At 55.5% G+C, this 23059-nt stretch carries 18 protein-coding genes; 8 read left to right on the top strand and 10 right to left on the bottom strand.

From position 1 onward, the window contains the following. Positions 1-29: 29 nt before the first annotated feature. Both P3C52_RS02340 and P3C52_RS02335 read left to right on the top strand, forming a co-directional pair. Positions 30-1994, top strand: a complete 1965-nt coding sequence (locus P3C52_RS02340; protein WP_275553619.1) for a glucose PTS transporter subunit IIA — start codon at positions 30-32, stop codon at positions 1992-1994. 155 nt (positions 1995-2149) lie between these two features. Beyond that, positions 2150-3142, top strand: coding sequence for a LacI family DNA-binding transcriptional regulator (locus tag P3C52_RS02335; protein ID WP_275553618.1), 993 nt, complete (start codon positions 2150-2152; stop codon positions 3140-3142). A 5-nt stretch (positions 3143-3147) separates the two neighbouring features. Here P3C52_RS02335 and P3C52_RS02330 read toward each other — a convergent pair whose 3' ends face one another. After that, positions 3148-4167, bottom strand: a complete 1020-nt coding sequence (locus tag P3C52_RS02330; RefSeq protein WP_275553617.1) for a LacI family DNA-binding transcriptional regulator — start codon at positions 4165-4167, stop codon at positions 3148-3150. A gap of 943 nt (positions 4168-5110) precedes the next feature. On the opposite strand from P3C52_RS02330, the gene P3C52_RS02325 reads away from it, so the two are divergent. From P3C52_RS02325 to P3C52_RS02315, 3 genes are read left to right on the top strand one after another with little or no spacing between them, the layout of a single operon-like run. After that, positions 5111-5770, top strand: coding sequence for a gluconate 2-dehydrogenase subunit 3 family protein (locus tag P3C52_RS02325; RefSeq protein ID WP_275553616.1), 660 nt, complete (start codon positions 5111-5113; stop codon positions 5768-5770). A 38-nt stretch (positions 5771-5808) separates the two neighbouring features. After that, positions 5809-7581 (top strand): GMC family oxidoreductase, encoded by a 1773-nt coding sequence (locus P3C52_RS02320; protein WP_275553615.1) that lies wholly within the window; start codon positions 5809-5811, stop codon positions 7579-7581. Position 7582: 1 nt separating this feature from the next. Next, on the top strand, positions 7583-8902 hold the full coding sequence (locus P3C52_RS02315; RefSeq protein ID WP_275553614.1) for a cytochrome c: 1320 nt from the start codon (positions 7583-7585) through the stop codon (positions 8900-8902). Positions 8903-9031: 129 nt separating this feature from the next. Here P3C52_RS02315 and corA read toward each other — a convergent pair whose 3' ends face one another. Further along, positions 9032-10000 carry a magnesium/cobalt transporter CorA gene (gene corA / locus P3C52_RS02310; RefSeq protein WP_275553613.1) on the bottom strand — a complete coding sequence of 323 codons (969 nt, stop codon included), beginning with the start codon at positions 9998-10000 and terminating at the stop codon, positions 9032-9034. 284 nt (positions 10001-10284) lie between these two features. On the opposite strand from corA, the gene P3C52_RS02305 reads away from it, so the two are divergent. Continuing rightward, a complete protein-coding gene (locus tag P3C52_RS02305; protein ID WP_275553612.1) occupies positions 10285-10464 on the top strand; it encodes a hypothetical protein in 180 nt (59 codons plus the stop codon). A 56-nt stretch (positions 10465-10520) separates the two neighbouring features. Here the strand turns inward: P3C52_RS02305 and P3C52_RS02300 are convergent, their stop codons facing one another. After that, on the bottom strand, positions 10521-10904 hold the full coding sequence (locus P3C52_RS02300; RefSeq protein ID WP_275553611.1) for a RidA family protein: 384 nt from the start codon (positions 10902-10904) through the stop codon (positions 10521-10523). 233 nt (positions 10905-11137) lie between these two features. After that, positions 11138-12517 (bottom strand): ATP-dependent RNA helicase DbpA, encoded by a 1380-nt coding sequence (gene dbpA, locus P3C52_RS02295; protein ID WP_275553610.1) that lies wholly within the window; start codon positions 12515-12517, stop codon positions 11138-11140. Positions 12518-12801: 284 nt separating this feature from the next. Between dbpA and P3C52_RS02290 the strand changes: the two genes are divergently transcribed. Beyond that, positions 12802-13161 carry a DUF1971 domain-containing protein gene (locus P3C52_RS02290; protein ID WP_275553609.1) on the top strand — a complete coding sequence of 120 codons (360 nt, stop codon included), beginning with the start codon at positions 12802-12804 and terminating at the stop codon, positions 13159-13161. A 207-nt stretch (positions 13162-13368) separates the two neighbouring features. On the opposite strand, the gene P3C52_RS02285 is transcribed toward P3C52_RS02290, so the two are convergent. The 6 genes from P3C52_RS02285 to P3C52_RS02260 form a co-directional block, all read right to left on the bottom strand. Next, on the bottom strand, positions 13369-14355 hold the full coding sequence (locus P3C52_RS02285; protein ID WP_275553608.1) for an ABC transporter substrate-binding protein: 987 nt from the start codon (positions 14353-14355) through the stop codon (positions 13369-13371). A 36-nt stretch (positions 14356-14391) separates the two neighbouring features. Next, positions 14392-16461, bottom strand: coding sequence for a TonB-dependent receptor (locus tag P3C52_RS02280; protein ID WP_275553768.1), 2070 nt, complete (start codon positions 16459-16461; stop codon positions 14392-14394). Between the two features lie 259 nt (positions 16462-16720). Beyond that, a complete protein-coding gene (locus P3C52_RS02275; protein WP_275553607.1) occupies positions 16721-17479 on the bottom strand; it encodes an ABC transporter ATP-binding protein in 759 nt (252 codons plus the stop codon). Next, on the bottom strand, positions 17476-18471 hold the full coding sequence (locus tag P3C52_RS02270) for an iron chelate uptake ABC transporter family permease subunit (protein WP_275553606.1): 996 nt from the start codon (positions 18469-18471) through the stop codon (positions 17476-17478). Before P3C52_RS02270 ends, P3C52_RS02275 begins: the two co-directional genes overlap by 4 nt. Then, positions 18461-19420: an ABC transporter permease gene (locus tag P3C52_RS02265; RefSeq protein ID WP_275553605.1), complete on the bottom strand. Its 960-nt coding sequence runs from the start codon at positions 19418-19420 to the stop codon at positions 18461-18463. The genes P3C52_RS02270 and P3C52_RS02265 overlap by 11 nt, the downstream gene beginning before the upstream one ends. 11 nt (positions 19421-19431) lie before the next feature. Next, a complete protein-coding gene (locus tag P3C52_RS02260) occupies positions 19432-20382 on the bottom strand; it encodes a siderophore ABC transporter substrate-binding protein (RefSeq protein WP_275553604.1) in 951 nt (316 codons plus the stop codon). Positions 20383-20740: 358 nt separating this feature from the next. On the opposite strand from P3C52_RS02260, the gene P3C52_RS02255 reads away from it, so the two are divergent. Continuing rightward, a complete protein-coding gene (locus tag P3C52_RS02255; RefSeq protein WP_275553603.1) occupies positions 20741-22927 on the top strand; it encodes a TonB-dependent siderophore receptor in 2187 nt (728 codons plus the stop codon). Positions 22928-23059 lie beyond the last annotated feature (132 nt).

Raw genomic sequence — 23059 nt, 5'->3', positions numbered from 1 at the left:
TTTCAATCACTTAGCCGCAGGGAATTACCATGGGAAAAATAAGAGATTACTCGCAATTAGCTGCTGACATCCTGAAGGAAACCGGCGGCGAAACGAACCTGATTAGCTTCTCCCGCTGCGCCACGCGCCTGCGGCTGGTGTTAAAGCGCGTGCCTGCGGGCGCCATGGAGAAGGTCAAACAGCTGCCCGGCGTGATTACTGTGGTGCAGAGCGGCGGCCAGTTTCAGGTGGTTATCGGCACGCACGTGGCGGATGTCTATGAGGCGCTTGCCGCCATTGTCGATCCCGATAAGCTGCAGAGCGGTGGTGAAAAACGGCGTTTTCTGGATACGGTAATTGCCACCATGTCCGCCGTCTTTGCGCCAATTATTTATGTGCTGGCCGCAGCCGGTATCCTGCAAGGGATCCTGATTACCGTTAACTATTTCCTGCCGTCGTTTCAGCAAACCGGCGCGTTCAGCGTGCTTAACTTTATTTCCTGGACGCCTTTCGCCTTCTTGCCGGTCTTTATTGCCGTGACCGCCGCGAAATTTTTCAAATGCAATATGTTTATTGCTCTGTTCTGCTGCTGTGCGTTGATTAACCCGGAATGGGCGGTCATCGCCGCGCAGATTGCCAAAGGCGATGCCGTTACCTTCTTTTCCCTGCCGCTGGCGCAAACCGTCTATACCTCATCGGTACTGCCGCCGCTGTTTTTGGTGCTGGGGCTCTCTTATCTGGAGCGCGCCGTCGAACGCCTGTTGCCGCAGGTCGTCGCGCCGCTTTTTACCCCGCTGATTTGCGCCATCATTATGGTTCCGCTGACGCTGGTGCTGATTGGGCCGGTGACCTCCAGTCTGGCGAACGGTATTGCGATGGGCTACAACTGGCTGTTTGAAACCGCGCCTGCGCTGGCGGCGGCGGTGATTGGCGGCGTCTGGCAGGTTATCGTGATTTTTGGCGTTCACTGGGGCATTACGCCGGTGGTGATGGCGAACTTCGATCTGCACGGACGCGACTCCTTCCAGGCTTTTCAAACCATGGCGGTTGTCGGGCAGATGGCGGCGGCCTTTGCCTGCGCGCTGAAAGCGAAGCAGCGCGGCTTTAAAACCGTGGCGTATTCGGCTGGCCTGACCGGCGTTTTCGGCATCACCGAACCCGCTATTTATGGCGTCACCTTAAAGCTGAAAAAGCCCTTTATTTGCGGCTGTATCGGCGGCGCGGTGGGCGCGATCGTCACCAGCCTGTTTGGCAGTTACTACTACGCCTATGCCGGTTTGCCGGGATTGCTGACCATTGTGAACGCCATCAGCCCGGAAAATCCGATGTCGTTTATTGGCGAAGTCACGGGCGTAGCGGTGACGCTGGTAGTGACGTTTGCGCTGGTTTTCCTGGTGGGCTTTAAAGAGCCAGCGGGCGAGCAGCAGGGCGGTGACGCTTCAGGCCCATCCGCCGCGGGCTCCGTTCCTCCGTCAAGCTCCGCCGCGCCGTCGTCAACGCTGTCATCCGTTGCTGCTTTATCAAGCGCTGCTTCAGCATCCACCACGGTAGAAAAAGGCGTTCCGGCCTTAACGCTGATGAGCCCGGTGGCGGGCAACGCGCTGCCGCTGGCTAACGTGAGCGATGAAACCTTTGCCGGTGGGCTACTGGGCGATGGCATCGCCATCGTTCCTGAAGGTGACGTGATCGTCGCGCCCTGCGATGCGGAAGTGGCGACGACGGTGGAGAGCCATCACGCCGTCGGTCTGCTGTGCGCTAACGGCGCGGAGCTGCTGATCCACGTTGGGCTGGATACGGTAAAACTCGGCGGCCAGCACTTCTCTACGCTGGTGAAGGTGGGCGATAAGGTGACGGCGGGAACGCCGCTAATCAAATTTCAGCGTCAGGCGGTGATCGCTTCCGGTTATGACATCACCACGCCGTTTCTGGTCATCAACAGCGACGATTACCAGATGACTAAATATATTGTTAACGGGCCGGTTGCCTCCGGCGCGCCGGTGATGGCGGTCAGCTAAGCATCCGCGATCGGTGCGGCGTCCGGCGGTTAAAGCGGACGCCGATGCCGGATAACCTTACTATCGCCGGTAATCTTTACGATATACTGGCGCCGTTTTCGCCGCTCCCTTGTCTGGGAGAGTGTCCGATAAGGTTGTCCGTAAGCGAGGCTGTAATGGTTACAATGCTTGACGTTGCGCGCTGTGCCGGGGTGTCGAAGTCCACGGTATCGCGCGTACTGAATGGTAAAAACGTCGTCAGGGAAGAGGTCAGGGCGCTGGTCTACAAAGCGATCGCCGAAACGGGCTATCGTCCTAATCTGCTGGCGCAGCAGCTGGCTACCAAAAAAAGCAGCATGATCGGGCTGGTGATGACCAACGAAGTCTACAATGGCCCTTTTTTCTCTACGCTGGTCTATAACGCCGCAAAATTCTGCGAACAGCACGATCACCGGCTGATCTTTGCCGACGGTAAAAACTCCGCCGAAGAGGAGATCAACGCCATCGATTTTCTGGTGCGGATGAAATGCGCGGGCATTATGGTTTACGCCCGCCACACCAGCCAGGCGCAGCTGGAGAGCATCATCCATGACAGCCCGGTGCCGGTGATGATCCTTAACCAGAAACTCACGGTTCGCCCTGACCGCAATATCTTCATCGATCACTATCGCGGCGGCGAAATCATGATGGATTACCTGCTCAGCCAGGGACACCGCCGCATCGCCTATATTCGCGGTAAAATGCCGTCCCCCAGCAACACGGCGCGCCAACAGGCCTGGCAGGATAAACTGACGGCCAGCGGATGCGCGGATATTGACGCGTTAATAGCGCAGGGGAACTGGAGTATGGAAAGCGGCTATCAGGCGGCGCAGGCGTTGTTGGATAGCGGAGCCGCGTTCACCGCCATTCTGGCTGCGAATGACGATATGGCGTTGGGCGCGATCAAAGCGTTAAAAGAGCGCGGGCTGGCGGTGCCGCAGGATATTTCCGTCGCCGGATTTGATAACGCCAAAATCGGCCACTTCTTTTCGCCCACCCTGACCACGCTGGATACGCCGATTGAGCAGATGATCCAGCGCGCGGTGGCAAGGATCCTTGACGTTGCCGAGCCGGGCCAGGCTGCGCTTGTTGGCTCATTGGTGGTACGCGAATCAGTGAGCGCGCACTAAGCACGTTAGCAGAGGTTTTCCGCTGTAATAATTTTCAGCTCTACCTTACCATCCTGATACGCTTCCGGCTGGTGGCCGGTTTCCAGATAGTTCAGCATAATCTGCGTAGCCAGCTGTGCGTGCTGTTGCGCGTTTTGATCGAGCGTAAAAGAGACCGCGTCTTCTTCCAGCAGTCGGCGCGTGGTGCTGTACAGCTCATGGGTAATATAAAGACATTTACCAGCCAGCCGATGACGCGCCAGCGCCTCGCTAATCGCCGCGTTACCTACGCCGGTGTTATAAATGCCGACCAGATTGCTGCAGCGGGCAAGGTTCTCTTCCAGCAGGCGGCGAATGGTATCGCGCTGATCCTGGCCCGCCAGCACCTCGCGCAATATTAGCCAGGGCGCGCGCTGCTGTAGCACTTCGCGAAAGCCCGCCACCCGCTCCCAGTGCGCGCGATAATCAAAACGCCCACTGATAGTTAAAACCTCTCCGGGCTGGCTGGCGGCCTTTTTCATCAGCAATCCAGCTGTGCGTCCGGCCTGCTGCTGATTAATGCCGACGTGGCATAACCGCTCGGCGCCGGGGAGATCGGTCACAATGGTAATGACCGGCACGTTGCGCGCCTTGCAGACCGCCAGCGCGTCATAAAGCGCCGGATCGTCATGGGCGAAAACAATAATGCCGTCGCGTTTTTCGCTGCATTCAATAATATGCTGCGCCAGCTTCTGCGGGTGGGATTCCGACATAAAGGTGCGGTGCAGGGTAATACGGCGATAGCCCAGGCCATTGGCGACATCAATAAAATCCTGCGCCAGCTTCTTAAAAAACCAGGCGTCATTGCTGCTCAGTAAAACTTCAATTTGCCACGGATGCTGATACTCCTGCGGCAATACACGTTTCAGGCCTACGGCGCGGGCTGCCTGTAATACTTTTCTGGTGGTTTGTGGCGAGACGCCGCCGCGCTCATTTAATACCCGGTCAACGGTTGCAATGCCAACACCTGCCATTTTTGCCAGCGTCTCAAGGGTGAACCGTTTCATTATCGCTCCAGTCAGTACAAATAAAAAATGCGGCATCCCAGCGCGAGGCCAGCCCGTTTAATGCTTATTTCTTTGTCGCCATGGCGGAAATAAACAGCCAGCGTGGAAAATAGTTATCATCGTCGCCCGGCAAATAATCATAGCAAACGAAAAGCGTGGCTTAACTTAAAAGCAAATAAATCCCGCTCGCTATTTATGCGCGATTTTATTTACCTGAATTACTCCGCCTTGTCTGCCTCAAATAAAGGCAAATACAGCGTTTACTTTAGCGATTTTGTAACAGTTGATTGCTTTTCAACGTTTTAAATCTATCGATGGGAGAAGAGAAGGGTAATGTGCGGCGCATTAAATAACGTAAATTCAGGATGATGTTATTTTTTAAGCGGCCTGGCGATGTTTGCATTATGTTAACGGTGGGTAAATGAGCGCAGCCCAACCAGAGGATTTTCAGCGTCGCAGAAGGCGTATTCTATTGTTCAGAATAGCTTATCAATCAACATTGATGCATGGATAACCCGGTTTTGTCGTTAAATTAACCTTGATGGAAAACCATCAAGCACAATGTTTAAAAAAAGTAGCTGAATAGTTAATATCGCTCCGCTTATGATTAACGACTTAATAACATCAATAAATGCGGGCCGTTAATTATCGCTAATTAAGCCTTGCCACAGGCGGGCTGAGATAAAAATGTACAGGAGATCATTATTGCGCCGGAAATCCGCAAATTAAAAATTGATCTCTGCCGAGCTTGTATTTGGCAATACTCCCTTTCCGCTTTGGCGGAAGATTTTTCTGAGCGCTGCATTTTTTAATCTACACTCAAAAATTATCTGGTTATTTTCTGTCTGACTCTCTGACATCGTTTAATTAAATAAGACCGCAGCATTCCAAAGATTGTTTTTATTTATAACGGCAAGTTTTTTTGCAATAACAGGGCATATCTATGAAGCGTAGGGAATTCCTCTCATCTATCGCTGCTCTCAGCGTGACTTCCGCGCTGCCTGTCGCCAGCGCGCAGGAAGTTAAAGGCGGCCTGCAGTTTTTTACTCCTCATGAATTCGCCACCGTCGGCACCATCGCGGAAATTTTCATTCCAGCGGACGAGCTGAGCATCAGCGGGAAAGAGGCCGGATGCGCCACCTTTATCGATCGTCAGCTGGCGAGCGATTACGGTCGCGCCACCACCCTTTACCGCCGGGGCCGCTTTATTAAAGGCACGCCGGAGCAGGGCCCGCAGTCGCCTTTAACACCAGCCGAGCGCTATCGGCAGGGGCTGACGGCGCTGGATGCTTACACGCAGAAGCAGTTTGGTAAAAACTTTATCGATCTGACTAACGCTCAGCAGGTCACGCTGTTGACGGCAATGGAAGCGAACCAGCTGAACCTCGGCGCCGATGTCGAAACCAAACCTTTCTTTGAACTGATGCTGCAAAACGTGCGCGAAGGGTTCCTCGCCGATCCCATTTATGGCGGCAATAAAGATATGACCAGCTGGAAAATGCTGGGCTTCCCCGGTGCCCGTTATGACTTCCGCGACGTGCTGAGTAAGAAAGGCCAGAAGCTGAATATCATTCCTACCAGCCTGATTGACAACACCCTGTAAGCAGGCCTGAAGCAAAGCATTGATGAGTTCTGAAAATAATGAAAAATAGTCGTCCAAAAGCTGACGTCGTTATCGTCGGCCTTGGCTGGTGCGGATCGCTGATTGCCGAAGAGCTAACGCGCGCTGGTCTGAATGTCGTTGCCATTGAGCGCGGCCCCTGGTTTGAAACCGCCACCGATTTCCCTCCCTCCATCGATACCGATGAGCTGCGCTGGGATACGCGTCGCAGTATGCTGCTTCCGCCCGCCGTGGAAACCACCACGTTCCGCAATAACAGCACGCAAAAAGCGTTGCCGAGCCGTGACTGGAACCTGAATGAGATGGGTTATAACGTCGGCGGCTCCGGTACGCACTGGGCGGGCATGGCCTGGCGCTTCACGCCGTTTGATTTCCAGCCTTATACGCAAACTATCGAGCGTTACGGCAAACAGCAGATCGCCGATGGCCTGATCCTGCAGGACTGGGGCGTCATCTACGATGAGCTGGAGCCGTTCTACGATCGCTTTGAGAAAATCGCGGGCGTATCGGGCAAAGCGGGCAAACTTAACGGCGAGATTCAGCCGGGCGGCAACCCCTTTGAAGGCAATCGCAGCAGCGAATATCCGCTGCCGCCGCTGGAAAGCCTGCGTCTGACCGATATTTTCCACGATGCGACAAAAAGCCTTGGCTATCATCCGTTTATGGTGCCTGCCGGTCACGCTTCGCGCGCTTACGTTAATCCGCTCGGCGTGCGCATGGGGCCATGTACCTACTGTGGCTACTGCCTCTATTACGGTTGCGGCAACTTCTCCAAATCCAGCCCGAACGCCTGTGTGATCCCGGCGCTGATGCAGCGTGAAAACTTTACTGTTCTCACCGAGTCGGCGGTGGTGCGGGTCAACAAAGCGGATGACGGCAAAACCGTGACCGGCGTGACCTATATCGATCGCAACAAGCAAGAGTGGGAGCAGCCGGCGGACATCGTCATCCTTTCCGCTTTCCAGATGCAGAACGTGCGTCTGCTGCTGCTGTCAAAAATCGGCAAACCCTACGATCCGGTGACCAAAACCGGCGTTGTCGGACGTGCCTATAACTTCCAGACCGTCTCCGGCGCCAGCCTGTTTTTCGAAAACGAATATCTGAACCAGTACATCGGCGCGGGCGCGCTGTCGCAGCAGATTGATGATTTCAATGGCGACAACTTTGACCATACCGGCCTGGGCTTTATCGGTGGCGCCGGGATTCTGGTGGTGGCACGCGGTGCGCGTCCGATCGGCAACGCCGATACGCTGCCGCCGGGCACGCCGCGCTGGGGCAAAGAGTGGAAAAAAGCCTATACCCATGCTTTCCAGAACGCGACTTTCATTTTCGGTCAGGGCACCAGCTTTGCGCATCAGGATCACTACCTCGATCTCGACCCGGAATACACCGACGATTACGGCCTGCCGCTATTGCGCCTGACCTACGACTACAACGAAAACGATCGCCGCTCGGCGAAGTTTATCCAAGAGAAAAGCGTGGAAATCGGCAAGGCGATGGGCGCGAAACTGGTTTATGGCACCAATTCCGCTTCCGGCCACTATTCACCGTATAACTTCGCCAGCGATCACACCAACGGCGGCGCGGTGATGGGCACCGATCCAAAAACCAGCGTGCTGAACCGTTATCAACAGAGCTGGGATATGCACAACCTGTTTGTGCTGGGCGCCTCCTCTTTCCCAAACAATGCGGGCTACAACCCGACCGGCACCATTGGCGCGCTGAGCCTGTGGACGGCAAAAGCGATCATTGAAAAATATCTCAAAAACCCCGGCCCGCTGGTAGAGGTGTGATATGAAGAAGCTTAACATTATCGGCGGGATTGCGGTGCTGGCGGCGGCCGTCGCCGTGGGACTGTTGTGGCAAAACGGCGACGCTTCGGCGGATGACGTGGCGGATAATCAGATCCTGATGAAGCAGCCGCCGGCGCCAGAGGATGCGGACGCGGTAGCGCGTGGCCGCTATATCGCTATCGCGGGCGACTGCGTGGCCTGTCATACCGCGCCGGGCAGCAAAACGGCGTTCTCCGGCGGCTATTCCATCAGCACGCCGTTTGGCGGCATCTTTGCCAGCAACATTACGCCGGATGCGGAAACCGGCATCGGCAACTGGACCGAACGCGACTTTTATCGCGCGGTGCGTCACGGCAAGGGCAAAGAGGGTGAAAACCTCTATCCGGCCATGCCTTATAACGCCTACGTGAAGGTCAGCGATAAGGATATGCACGACCTGTGGCTCTATATGCGTTCAGTGCAGCCGGTACATAACAAGGTGCCGGAAACCGATCTCGGCTTTCCCTATAACATTCGTCTGGCGATGATGGGCTGGAACCTGCTGTTCTTCAGCAACAGCCCGTTCAGGCCTGATATGAGCAAGTCAGCCGAATGGAACCGGGGCGCTTATCTGGTGGAAGGGCTGGAACACTGCGGCGCCTGCCATACGCCGAAAAATATCCTTGGCGGCGATCGGGACGCTTATTTGCAGGGCAGCAACCTGGGCGAATGGCACGCGCCGGATATCACCAGCAATAGCTACACCGGCATCGGTCGCTGGAGCGAAGCGCAGATTGTCGATTACCTGAAGGTCGGCAGCAACCATGTTGCCGTGGCCTCCGGCCCGATGGCCGAAGCGGTGACCAACTCGACGCAGTATCTGTCGGATGAGGATCTGCGCGCGATTGCGGTGTATCTGAAGGCCCAGCCCGCTTCGCCGACAAAAGCGCCGCAGCCGCTGACGGCGGAGAATGCGCAGATGAAGATGGGCGCTAACGTTTATTCCGCTAACTGCGACGCCTGCCATAACAGCGACGGCAAAGGCATTCCGGGCATTGCCGCCAGCCTGGCGGATAACCCTGGCCTGATGGCGGAGGACGCCTCGTCCATTATTACCACCGTGCTGCAGGGCGGACGCGGCGCCGTAACGCATGCCAACCCGACCAGCGGCGCGATGCCTTCTTTCGCCTGGAAGCTGTCGGATGAGCAGGTGGCGGCGGTCTCGACCTATATCCGCAATAGCTGGGGCAACGCGGCGTCGGCGGTGCCGGTAGAAAACGTGAAGGAAGAACGTGAGCTGCTGAAGCTGCCGGAGCAGATGCCGGCGGGCCAGGGCGACTAAGCGACAAGAGGATGGCCGGGGCCATCCTCTTTTTTTCAGGCCATTCAGCGTGCGCTTTCAATTCTGACAGGAGAACCGAGCGCTTTCGCTCGCCGTACCGATTGGGAGCCAGCCGCACGCATTAGTCGATTACACCCAGCCGGCGCGTTTCAGTCGCCAGTAGAGCGCCGCGCAGATCAGCAGCGTGCCGCCGATGGAGATGGGATAGCCGTAAGGGGAATGGATTTCCGGCATACTTTCAAAGTTCATGCCGTACATGCTAAAAATCACCGTCGGGATCACCAGAATCGCCCCCCAGCCCGCCAACTTTTTCACGACTTCGTTTTGCTGAACGGTGACCAGCGCCAGGTTGACGTGCATGGCGTTGGTGAGAATTTCACGCATATCGTCCGCGTCGGTCACGACGTGATGCGCATGATCCTGCACGTCGCGAATATAGGCACGTAGCGGCTTGGGAATAATGTTTTCATGCAGGCGGATCAGCTGATTACAGATTTCGTCCACCGGCATCGCCGCATTGCGCAGCGACAGCAACTGCCGACGCAGGGTATAGACCTTCTGCACCGCCTGGCGATCAAACTCGGTGCGGAACATCGCACGCTCCAGCTCATTAATCCGCTCGCCGAGCGCGGCGGTAATATTGCTGTAGTTATCCACGATAAAATCGAAGAGGCAGTAAAGGGGAAAGCCGACGCCTTTACTGAGCATTTCCGACCGCTCTTCCGCCCGCTGTCGCAGCGGCGCATAGGTGTCCGACGCGCCGTGGCGGACGGTAATCAAAAATTTTTCATTAACGAAGAAATGCGTTTCGCCAAACTCAAGGCGATCGTCCTCGGTCAGATGGGCCGTTTTCAGCACAATAAACAGCGAATCGCCATACTGTTCAATTTTGGGACGCTGGTGGGCGGTCAGGGCATCTTCTATCGCCAGCTCATGCAGGCCGAACTGCTCCTGCATTTTTTTCATAAACGGCGGATCGGGTTGATAAAGACCCAGCCAGATAAAGGTATCCGGCTCATCCATCACCTCACCGATCTTCTCCGCGTCAATGACTTCTCCCCGCTCTCCATTGCGATAAACGATACTGTTCACAACCATAGCTCACACGGCTCCCTTTCTGGTCTGGTTTCTCCTCTGTAAAGCGTAGACGTTAACCGCGCCGCGGGCGCCACTCCTTTGTAACAAAGGGCTTTTTTCAGAGCAGGCTGACGTAAGAAAGCCTTTGCCGCTGTATATTGTCGCCGTCAGCGATGCTGAAGAAAATCTGGAAAAGGCTCTGCCTTACTGGGTTTGCCGCGAAACTTTTATTCTGCTGAATTAACATAGCTTACCGCCAGCATTCTGCTTTGGCGGGCTTCTGAAATTGATTTATGAGGGTGTTTATGGCTGTTGTAGCAGATAAGACGTCGTCCGTTTTTTCCTCTGAGGAGCTGGTTCGCATTGGCCAATGGTCAACGTTGTTACGCGAGCTGCTAAAAGGAAAGGGCGAGATGTGGAGCGCGGCAGACGAAGCGTTGTTTAAGCGGTTACAGACCGCGCTGCCTGAAACAGATGTGAACTAACGCTGTGCCGGGCCATGATCCTGTACGGGTCAGCAGCCCGGTCTGTTCTGAACCTTTTAGTGATTCAGCGCCAGAATTGCTTCTATTTCTACGTTAAGATCGGGCGAGAACAGCTGGCTCACCTGCACCAGCGAACTGGCAGGCAGATGATCGCCAAAATTGCGATACAGCACTTCCCGCAGCCGATCGATCCCATCCAGCGCAGTGACAAAAATGGTCACTTTCAGCAGCGCATGCAGCGAGGTGCCTTCAGCATCGGCAATCAGATGAAGCTGACGGAAAATTTCCTCCGCCTGGTCGGCAATCCCGGCCTGCTGCGCCGCGCTGCCGAAAGCGGTTAAACCGGAGATATAGAGCGTTTCGCCATGCCGCACCGCATGAACATACGGGCCTTTTACCTCGCCCAGCTGCGGATAATTTTTTCGTTCAGCAATGCCCATTCTGCTTCCTTATTGAGGGTGATCGATAAGCCAGCTTAATCGTATCGCCGCCGCTTTGCTATCGGGATGCAAAAGGATAACTTCAGGAAATGACCATGATTGCTAAAGAGAACGCAGAGCATTATCAGTGGGGCGGCCAGTGCGATGGCTGGTATCTGGCGAGGGTGGCGATCGTACCGACGTAGCGTGAAAAGCGGGCGCGCCTGCTGGCAGGCGGCCCGTAAGCGGAAAACCTATTTCAGCAGAATAGCGCGGCAGGTTTTGCCTTTGATTTTGCCCTGTTTGAGCTTAATCAGCGCTGCTTTCGCCTGGTCGGCGGCGATGGCGACATAGGCGTGCGTCGGCGTCAGATCGATTTTGCCGATCAGCTCGGCACTGAAGCCCGCTTCGCCGGTCAGCGCGCCGAGAATATCGCCCGGACGGATTTTCGCCTTACGGCCACCATCAATACAGAGCGTCATCATCGCGGCGGGTAGCGCCTGCTGCGGCTGATTTTTCAGTGCCGTTGTTGCCACCCAGTTCAGCGGCTGTTGCAGATAATCTTCCAGCGCGTGGGCGCGTACCATCTCATCCGGCGCGACAAAGCTGACCGCCGTGCCTTCTTCACCGGCGCGCGCGGTACGGCCAATGCGATGCACATGCACTTCCGGATCGAAAGAGAGCTGATAGTTCACCACCATCGCCAGCGCCTTAATATCCAGCCCACGCGCGGCAACATCGGTCGCCACCAGCACGCGGCAGCTACCGTTGGCAAAGCGAATCAACACCCGATCGCGGTCGCGCTGTTCCAGATCGCCATGCAGCGCCAGCGCGCTGATATTGCTGTTTTCCAGCGCGGCGGCGATGTCATCGCATTCGCGTTTGGTATTACAGAAAACCACGCAGGAGGCGGGCTGCTGCTGGCTGAGCAGGGCAATCAGCAGCGGTAACTTCTCGCGGCTGCTCGCCTCATAAAAATATTGCTCGATGGTTGGCAGTTCAGTGACATCTTCGGTGGCGATAGAGAGCGCGTCACGCTGAAAACGCTTGCTGATAGCGATAATGCCGTGCGGCCAGGTGGCGGAGAACAGCAGCGTCTGACGCTGCGGCGGCGTCTTGCTGACAATCACTTCCATATCTTCCAGGAAGCCCATTTCCAGCATCCGATCGGCCTCATCCAGCACCAGCGAACGCAGCTGCGAAAGATCCAGCGTTTCGCGCTTCAGGTGATCGAGAATACGGCCCGGCGTACCGACCACAATGTGCGGCGCATGCACCAGCGAATCGCGCTGAGCGGCAATCGGCTGGCCGCCGCACAGCGTCAAAATTTTAATATTGCGGGTAAAGCGCGCCAGGCGACGCAGCTCGTTGCTGACCTGCTCGGCCAGTTCACGCGTGGGACACAGCACCAGCGACTGTGTCTGATATTGTGCGGTATCAATATGTTGCAGGATGCCTAACCCAAACGCAGCGGTTTTGCCGCTACCGGTTTTTGCCTGGGCGCGCACGTCGCGTCCCTCAAGAATAGCGGGCAGGGCGGCGGCCTGGATGGGCGTCATGGCGTCGAAGCCCATTTCGCGCAGGTTATCGAGCTGGCTGGCGGGCAGTTGCGTCAGGGTGGAAAAAGCAGTCACGGGAAAATCTCTAATCAGGCGGGTTTGCGGCGGCCAGTTTACCAGAAGTTCAGCAGGCCGACAGTAAAAGGCGCAGAGGACGCGCCGGGAACGGTATAAGCTTTACTCTGTCGGCGCATCGTGTCACTGCCACAATGCATTGTCAAAAAGACTATTTTTAACCGCGTCTTTTTAACAATTAAACGCGGCGCTGAAAAGCTTAACCTATTGAATTTAGGTAATTAAAAAAGATGGCACAGAGGTTGCAATATTCAGCGTAAATAAAATCCTGAGAGGACATCACCATGGCTCATCAAATTCCTAAACACTTCGTTCATACCCGCTCCACGCCGTTCTGGGATAAAGAGAGCGTGCCGCGCGCGCTGCTGACCCATCACAACACCAAAAAAGGCGTTTACGGTCGCCTTTCCGTGATGCAGGGCGCAGTGAAATATTACGGTTTCGCCAACGAGCATGATGAAACGCCGGAAATCGAAGTGGTGATTGAGGCCGGACATTTTGGCATCAGCCCGCCGCAGTACTGGCACCATGTGGAGGTGCTGACGGACGATACTTATTTCAACATCGATTTCTTTGCCGATCCGCAGGAAGAGCTGCAGGGTCAGGGCATCGGTCAGGTGGTAAATACCCATAAAGGCGCATAATTCTGGCGCCTGAAAGATGACGGCAGGCGTTAACAGCGCCTGCCGCAAAAGGCGATCAACGTAGACGCAATAAGAGCATTGAATACGATGTCGCCTAAGCCCTGCCGCGTTTACGAACCGCTTATTTTGGTGCTGTGAAGAACGTAATTTGCGGGGCAATTCCCTATCATCAATGAATATTCGCTCTGCCGTTCGCGCTTATCTGATTTACTCTGGCGACAAAATATCCCGTACCTGCTTATCGCTTAAGGTAATGCCGAAAAAGTCGTGGTAAAAACGCCGCGTCTCCTGCGTCATATCAATATCCTGAAAGCGCTGCGGATAGAGCGTTTTCGCCAGCCACAGAAATTGCAGCGCTTCCTCACTGGTCTCGCGGCACCACCAGAACATTCCTTTTGGATTCACATAAACCCGGTGATGCTGCACGGCGGCGATGCCCTGCCACTGCGCGGAATGAAGTATCAGATCGGCATCACGCTTATTCATCGCCACAATCACATCGGGATTAGCCTGCGCCACTTTCTCCAGCGGCACTTCGCCCGCGCTGTTTTTATGACCGCGAAACCAGTCCGCCGCCACGTTGCGGGCGCCCGCCAGATCCATCCAGTCCTGATTCAGCGAAGGGCGGCCGGTAGTCGTCAGGGCGTTGCCCATACTGTGATAAACCCGCAGCCGCTGCTCAACGGGCAGATCCTTTAGCCGCGCCTGCACGAGTTCCACGTTATGCTGAAAATAGCGCTGATAGCGATCGGCAACCTGTTCTGCATCGGGCCCGAGCGCTTTGCCGGTCAGCGTGACGCGATCGCGCAGGGCCTGCATGGCATTTGCCTGCAGCGCCAGCGTTTTGACGCCCGCCTGCTGCAACACTTCCGGCTCCGGCACCGTCATGGTTTGCGGCAGAAACAGCAGCTGGGTGCGCAACGCGATGACCTGTTCAGGGTTGATTTCATGGCCGCTGGTCACGCTAATCACCGGCACCTTATCAATGGCCGGATAAACCTGGCGGAACAGCGGAATGCGTTTAGCGATTGCCGAGGTGCCGACAATATTCTGGCCGTAGCCGAGCATGGCGATAATGGTATTTTGCGCCGGCCACGGCGTGGCGACGCGAATATCGCGATGCGCAGGCGCGGCGAAAGCCAGCGCTGGCAGCAGTAGCCAGGCCAGCAGGGCAGAAGATCGTTTGAGTTTCATAAGATTCCGGCGCGCGGCCATCGCGCGCCGCTCCGGTCAGAAGTCAAAGGTGACGGAAGCGCGGACTTCGCGTCCCGCGCCTGGAAACGCGCTGGATGCGCCTTCGTTACCATCGGTATCGGTAGCGAAAATCGACGCCCAGTAATGTTCATTGGTGACGTTATTGACGGCGATGCGGAAGGTAGTCGGCAGCCGATCGATTTTGGTACTGTAGCGCGCGCCTAAATCCAGCGTGGTATAGCTGTCGGCCCAGCTGGTATTAGTGTCATTGGCGGCGCGGCGGCCGGTGTAATGCACGTTGGCGCTGTAAACCAGCTGCGGCATCGACGGCAGGTTATATTCCATCAGCAGATTCGCCTGCGTTTTCGGCACGCCGACCACGCGCTTGTCGCGTGTACTCTGATACTGCGTATTTTTCAGCTGCGGATCGAGGAAGGTGACGCCGCCGTAGATATTCAGCCCCTGCCAGAGGTTGCCGGTAGCCGTCAGCTCCAGGCCGTTGTTAACCTGATCGCCTTCTTCTTTATAGACATTGTCACGGGGATCGAGCCAGGCGAACGGGCGTTTCAGACGGAACAGCGCCGCGCCAAGATTCATCGCGCCTAAATCCGCTTTCAGGCCCAGTTCATACTGTTTGCTGCGGTAAGGATCGAGCGTCTGACCGGCATTTTTCACATAATCCTCGGTGGGCGCAGTGCCGCCCTGTTCCAGCGAGTCGGCGTAGCTGATCCAGGTCATCAGCGTCGGCGTAATGTGATACATCAGCGCCACGTTCGGGCTGAGGCCGTTTTCATTGACCTGACTGGTTTTGTGATGCTGCTTATCGAAGCTCTGCGTTTCCAGCCAGCTCTGGCTCAGATAAAACATCGCCGACCACTGCGGATTAAAGGTCACCGTATCGCCGAGGGTAATGCTTTGCTGGGTGTTCACGCTCGATTTATAGCGCGCGCCATGTTTATTGATGGTGCCGTTGCCCGGCTCTGCCAGCGCGGAAGGATGATAAATCGAGGTGGTGCCGAGTTGATAAGGCGTATTGCTGCCTTTAGCACCGTAGATTGACCAGACGTAGCCGCTGGTGGCAAGCGCCAAATCGTGGCCGATGCTGCCGGTATCGAGATGGCCGTTCAGTGCCAGGCTGTTGCTCAGCACGCGGAAACGACCGGCGGCGCTGGCATCGCTAATCGAACGATTAAGCGTGCCGTCATTGTCCACCAGCTTATTGGAGAGCGAACGCATGGCGCGATCCGCCTGCTGCCAGCCGACGCCCGCGGTCAGCGACCAGTCCTGATTAAAATAGTGAATCAGGCGGGTGCTGAGCGTATCGGTCGTGAGATCGTTGCCCGCCGTCGGTAGCGCGAAATTTTTATTTTTGGCATTGGGCGCGGCAGGCAGTTTGATGCCAGGGCCATAGCTGAAGCCGCCCGCGTAGCCTTTCTGCAAAAATTCATAGTGGCTGGCGTTCAGCTGAAGCTGGGTGCCAGGCTGGATATCCCAGTCGAGGGCCAGCGAAACCAGTTTGCGCCGCAGCGTGCTGTCGTCAACGCTGCCTTCGCCCTCTTCATCCAGCAAATTAAGGCGATAGCCGAAGCGGTTGTCCTTATCGAGCGGCCCGCCCAAATCAAGATGACCGCTGTACGCGTTGCGGCTTTGATAGCCGAGCGTAACGCGGTGCAGCGGCTGCGCGGTCGGGCGTTTGGCGACAAAATTAAACTGTCCGGCGGGACTGGCGGGGCCGTAAAGCGCGCCGGTCAGGCTGTTAAGCACGTCCAGCCGCTCCAGCATCTCTACCGGAAAGGCGGTGGTGGAGACAATGTTCAGCCCGTCGAGGCGGCTGTTCGCCACCACGCTGCCCTGCATACCGCGGCTCTGCGGACGACCGACATCCATGCCGCCGCGCGCCTGCATCTGCGTATCGGGCGCATATTTCAGCAGCTCGCTGACGCTTTTCGCCTGCTGATTCTGAATCATCGCCTGCGTTACGGTGTTGCTGGAGTAAGGCGTATCCACCCAGCTTTTATTGCCCAGCGGTCCGACATCCAGCTCAGAGGTCACAAAGCCTGCGCCCGCCTGGTTAGTATCAGCTGCGGTAGTAGCGTTGACCACCATCTGTTTTTCTGCGGTGGGCTTTTCCGCCGCATCGGTAGCGGCTAAAGCGAGAGAAGGGAGGCCTGGCAGCGCCAGCAAAAGTGCGGCAAAAGCGGGTTTGTTCATTTTATGCTCATCGCCATATAAAGTTTTATATTACGGTGGCGAAACCTAACACCTTTTGATGTTCATCACACTTTATTTTTTTAGGTAAATTTTCGTATAGAAAGCGTAAGCGAGGCAGTTCGCCCGCCACAGGCAGGCGAACTGAGCGGCAGGTTTAACGATAATAGATGGCGATATGCTGGCCCTGCAGGGTTTCGATATGCACTTTAGTATCAAAGATCGCTTCGATAATTTCGGGGCGCATGATTTCCTGCGGCGTGCCGCGATAAAGGACTTCGCCCTGTTTCATGGCGATAATATGGTCGGAATAAGCCGAGGCGAAATTGATGTCGTGGATCACCAGAATAATGGTTTTATGTAGTTCGTCCGCCGCCCGCCGCAGCTGTTTCATCATCGCCACGCTGTGCTTCATGTCCAGATTATTGAGCGGTTCATCCAACAGCACATAATCGGTGTTCTGACACAGCACCATCGCTACGCAGGCGCGCTGACGCTGGCCGCCGGAGAGCTGGTCCAGATAACGATTCTTCAGCGGCAGCAGATCGAGAAATTCCATTGCGGTGACAATATGCTGGCGATCATCCTCAGTTAAACGCCCTTTAGACCAGGGATAGCGACCAAAGCCGACCAAATCTTCCACCGTCAGGCGGCTGGTAAAATGGTTTTCCTGGCGCAGCACCGACAGCACTTTCGCCATCTGCTCATCGGGCGTTTTTGCCACTTCCAGCCCGTTTACCCACACGCTGCCACTGTCCGCCGTCAGCAACCGGCTAATCACCGACAGCAGCGTCGATTTGCCCGCGCCGTTGGCACCGATAATTGAGGTGATGCCGCCTGCCGGAATGGTTTCGCTAATGCGCTTCAGCACCTGCGTATTCTGGTAGCTCTTATTAATCTCTTTTACTTCAATCACACCGCAGCCTTTTTAATCAAAAACCAGAGGAACAGCGCACCGCCGACAAACTCAATTACCACGGAAAGCGAACCGGCCATATTCAGCCCGCGCTCCAGAATCACCTGGCCGCCGACCAGCGTAATGATGCCGGTCAGTACCACGCCGGGTAGCAGATAGTGATGACGATGCGAACCCATCAGCTGATAGGTCAGGTTCGCCACCAGCAGGCCGAAGAAGGTCAGTGGGCCGACCAGCGCAGTAGAGAGCGCCACCAGCAGCGAGACCAGCAGTAAAACCAGCGTCACGCGACGGCGCCAGGGCACACCGAGGCCAATAGACATATCGCGTCCCAGCGCAATCACATCCAGGCTATGGCGCATACGCCAGATTATCAGCGCAACCGCCAGCACGACCAGGCCGGAAAGAGCGATGATCTCCGGCGCGGCGCGGGTAAAAGTGGCGAAAATACGGCTTTGTAGAATAGCGAACTCGCCCGGCTCCAGCAGGCGCTGCAGCAGACTGGAGATACTGCGGAACAGCGTGCCGCATACCAGGCCGACCAGCAGCACCATATGCAGATTGACGCCGATCCGCCCCAGCAGCCAGCGGTAAAGAAAGGTGGAGAACAGCACCAGCAGTAGCGCCTCGCAGATAAACTGCCCGACGGTGCCAAGCATACGCAGGCCATTAGCGTCGATAAAAAAGATCAGCAGCGTCTGAATCAGAATAAACAGCGCTTCCAGCCCCATTACCGATGGCGTAAGAATGCGGTTATTGGTCACGGTCTGAAACAGCAGCGTGGCGACGCCGGAGGAGAAGGCGACCAGCAGCATGGTGGCGAGGATCAGCCCGCGATGCACCAGAATATAGCTGATGTTGCCGCGCAGGTTGATGGTCATAAACAGCACGATGGAGGCCAGCGCCAGCACGCTTAAGCCCGCCAGCCGTTTACCGGGCGTATCGAAAGATAAGCGCCGCGCCGGACGACGCACGGAACTTTCAGCCTGCATAGCGGCGACTCCTTAAAATCAGCAGCAAAAAGATCGCCGCGCCCAGGCAGCCGAGGATCACGCTGACCGGAATTTCCCACGGGAAGCTGATCAGGCGGCCAATAATGTCGCACAGCACTACCAGTCCGCCGCCGCACAGCGCGACCCACGGAATGGTACGGCGCAAATTATCGCCGATGGCGAGGCTAACCAGATTAGGCACGATCAGGCCGAGAAAAGGCAGCACGCCGACCACCACGATCACCACGCCGCTGATCAGCGCGATAATACCCATGCCGAGAAACACCACGCGGCGATAGTTCAGCCCGACATTCACCGCAAACTCGCGGCCCATGCCAGCCACGGTAAAGCGGTCGGCAATGATGCAGGCCAGCACCGTCAACAGGCCGGTCAGCCACAGCAGCTCGTAGCGACCCTGCAGCACGCCGGAAAAGTCGCCCGCTTCCCAGCTTCCCAGCGACTGAAGCAGATCGAATTCCATCGCCAGGAAAGTGGTAACCGCGCTGAAAATCGCGCCGAGCATAATGCCGGTAAGCGGCACCATCAGCGGCGTTTTAATGCGCATCCGCTGCAGCACCAGCAGAAACAGACCGGTGCCCGCCAGCGCAAACAGCGTGGCGACCACCATTTTTACCATTACCGGCGCGGCGGGATTGACGATCATCACCAGCAGCAAACCCAGGCTGGCCGACTGCGTGGTGCCGGCAATGGAAGGCTCAACGAAACGGTTCTGGGTCAGCATTTGCATAATCAGCCCGGCCACGCTCACCGCGCTGCCCGCCAGCAACAGCGCGAGCGTGCGCGGCACCCGACTGAGAAAAAAGACATCGCGGATTTCCGCATCGCTCCACAGCCGGGACAGCGTCACGTGGCTGACGCCAACAAACAGACTCCAGGTCATCAGGCCCAGCAAAATCACCAGGCCTGCGACAAAGCTGAAACTCTTCATTACGTTAATGATTACTCGCTTTTGGCGTTGTTCAGTGCGGCGCTTACGCTATCCATTAAACGTGTGTAGCTCTGAATGCCGCCAGCGATATAAAGCGAAGCAGAGTCAAGGTAGACGATGTGTTTGTTCTGCCAGGCTTTGGTTTTATGAATCAGCGCGTTATCCAGCACCTGCTGTGCAGACTCGCCTTCGGCGCGGCCGATAGCGCTGTCGCGATCCAGCACGAACAGCCAGTCGGGATCGGTATTCATAATAAATTCAGAGGTGACGACGTTGCCGTGTTTACCCGCCTGGGTAAAAGCGGCGGCAGGCTTAAAGCCCAGTTCGTCAAAAATAAAGCCGAAGCGGGAGCCGGGCGCATAGGCAGACATTTTTCCGCCGCTGATCATAATGACCATCGCGCTGCCCGCATGTTCAGACTGCGCGCGCAGGGCGGCGATTTTGGCGCTAAAGGCGTCGGTTAGCGTTTTGGCTTCTTTCTGCTTGCCAAAGATCTCGCCCAGCTGTTCCACGCGCTGCGTCAGGCTCTGGGTAAAGTGGTGAGGATCGACATCCAGCGCAATGGTCGGCGCGATGGCGCTGAGCTTATCGTAGGCGTCATGCGCGCGGCCACCGGCAATAATCAGGTCAGGTTTGGCGTTGCTGATGGTTTCGTAATCAGGTTCGAACAGCGTACCGGCATTCAGGTAAGACTCACCCTGATATTTTGACAAAAATGCGGGCAGATGCGCGCTGTTTTTCGGCACGCCGGCGACGGGAATCTGTAACGCATCCATGTTATCCAGCGTCGAGGGATTCAGCACAATCACTTTCTGCGGCGACGGCGTAACCGAGGTGGTTCCCTGCGCATGTTCAACTTTGATGGTATTCGCTGAGGCCGTTTGCGCCGTGGAATCATCACATCCGGCGAGGGCTAAGGATGCGGCCAGAATCGTGGTAGTAAAAATGGAAGATAGACGCATTTTCTCTCCTGAAAATGTTAACAGGCGGACTGCTACTGTTAATGAATATGATTCGCATTCTTGATGCGGCCGGCGAATCATACCCCCGTCTTAACGGCTTGAACAGCGCTCTGTTTTATTCGGGCTGCGATAAAAATTGGCAGGATCAGGCAATAGTTTCCATTGCTGCTAACTATGGTTAATAAATAATATATTGTTTTTTAAAGTTTTTAGTAAAGCAGGCACAATAGTGCCGCTTTTATATGGCGTTAATTATGGAGATTTTGTGAAGATTGGACGTCAGGCAGTGTAATGGAAATAATAATCGTTATCATGTTGCCCCGGAAACAATCATATACATTTATCAGGGATTAGTAGCATGATTCATACAAAGTCTTTCCAGTTGCGTCCATGCGCGCTGTTGCTGTTGCTCTGCTTCAACGGTACCAGTCAGGCGGCCGATGAAATCCCGGCTGAAGATGGCGTAATGACGGTACGCGCCACGGCAGAAGAAGAACTCAAACAGCAGCCGGGCGTATCGATTATCACCGCTGAAGACATTGAGAAAAGCCCGCCGGTAAACGACCTTTCCGACATTATTCGCAAAATGCCAGGCGTCAACCTGACCGGCAACACCGCAAACGGCAGCCGCGGCAACAACCGGCAGATCGATATTCGCGGGATGGGACCGGAAAATACGTTGATTTTGATTGACGGCGTGCCGACCACCTCACGCAACTCAGTACGCTACAGCTGGCGCGGCGAGCGCGATACGCGCGGCGATACCAACTGGGTGCCGCCGGAAATGGTTGAGCGTATTGAAGTGCTGCGCGGCCCGGCAGCGGCGCGTTATGGCTCCGGCGCGGCGGGCGGTGTGATTAATATCACCACCAAGCGTCCAACCAACGACTGGCATGGCAGCCTGTCGCTGTTTACCAACCAGCCGGAAGATGACAAAGAAGGGGCGACCAAACGCGCCAACTTCAGCCTCAGCGGCCCGCTGGCAGGCGACGCGCTGACGATGCGTCTCTACGGTAATATTAACAAAACCGATGCGGATGCCTGGGATATTAACAACGCCCAGAATGGCTCTTATGCCGCCGGTCATGAAGGCGTGCGCAATAAAGATATTAATACGCTGATTTCCTGGAAACTGACGCCGGAGCAGATTATCGATTTCAGCTACGGTTACAGCCGCCAGGGCAATATTTACGCGGGCGATACCCAGTACAGCAACAGCAACCTCAGCCCTGGCAACCGCATTCAGGATCTCTACGGTCACGAAACCAACCGTATGTATCGCCAGACTTACGGCATTACGCATAACGGCATTTGGGACTGGGGTCAGTCGCGGCTGGGCTTTTCCTATGAGAAAACCAACAACACCCGTCTGAAAGAGGGCGCCGGCGGTAAAGTTGAAGGGATGATCAACAGCGATGAGTACGCGACCAGCCGTCTGAAAAATTACCGCGCCAACGGTGAGATTAATGTGCCGCTCGATCTGCTGGTGGAACAGAATATTACGCTGGGCGCCGAGTGGAACCGCGAAGAGCTGGACGATCCGGCATCAATGTCGATGATGGACGCGGGCGACGTCGATATTGGTGGCATCTCTGGCGATCCGACGAAGCGCAGCAGTGAAAACAGCGCCGATTTAAGCGCGGTTTATTTCGAAGATAATATCGAGCCGCTGCCGGGCACTACGCTGATTCCGGGCCTGCGTCTGGATCACCACAGTAAGTTCGGTAACAACTGGAGCCCGAGCCTGAACCTGTCACAGGAGCTGGGTGATTACTTCAAGCTGAAAGCAGGTATTGCGCGCGTGTTCAAAGCGCCAAACCTCTATCAGTCAAGCGAAGGCTATTTGCTCTCTACCCGTGGTAATGGTTGCCCGCTGGGTATTGAAAGTCAGTGTTACTTGATGGGCAATGACGATCTCGACCCGGAAGTAAGTGTCAACAAAGAGGTGGGCATTGAATTTACAAACGCGGGTTACGATGCCGGTATCACCTGGTTCCGCAACGATTATAAAAATAAGATTGTTTCCGGCACCGATTTGATTGGCGTAGCCAGTAACGGTTATCACATTTTGCGCTGGGAAAACGGCGGTAAAGCGGTAGTTGAAGGGCTGGAAGGTAACCTGGTCGTTCCGTTAGTGAAGGATACGCTGAGCTGGCGAACTAATGTAACTTATATGATCACCTCAGAAGATAAAGAGACCGGTAACCCGCTGTCGATCATTCCGAAGTATACCATTAATAATATGCTTGATTATCAAGTCACCGATAAGCTCTCTGCTAATGTTAACTGGACGCTGTATGGCCGCCAGAAACCGCGCACCTATGCGGAAATTAACAAAGAAGAAAAAGGTGGCCTGTCAGATAAAGAGATTGGCGCTTATTCCGTGGTCGGCTTTAACGTTAATTACGAGCTGACAAAAAACCTGCATCTGAACGCCGGTATTAGCAACCTGCTGGACAAACGCGTTTATCGTGAAAATGAAGGTGCATCGACTTATAACGAGCCGGGCCGCGCTTATTATGCAGGCGTGAAAATGTCCTTCTGATTTTTTCTACTATCTTTACAGCTCAACAGAAAGCCTGCGTTATGCAGGCTTTTTTATTATTTTCTGCATAGCAACCTCACAAGATTTAACTGAAATAGTTTAACGTAGATATTATTTGAACTGATAAGTGAA

The sequence above is a fragment of the Mixta sp. Marseille-Q2659 genome (assembly GCF_940807255.1).
Classification (GTDB): domain Bacteria; phylum Pseudomonadota; class Gammaproteobacteria; order Enterobacterales; family Enterobacteriaceae; genus Mixta.
This window is presented reverse-complemented; position numbering and strand designations above follow the sequence as displayed.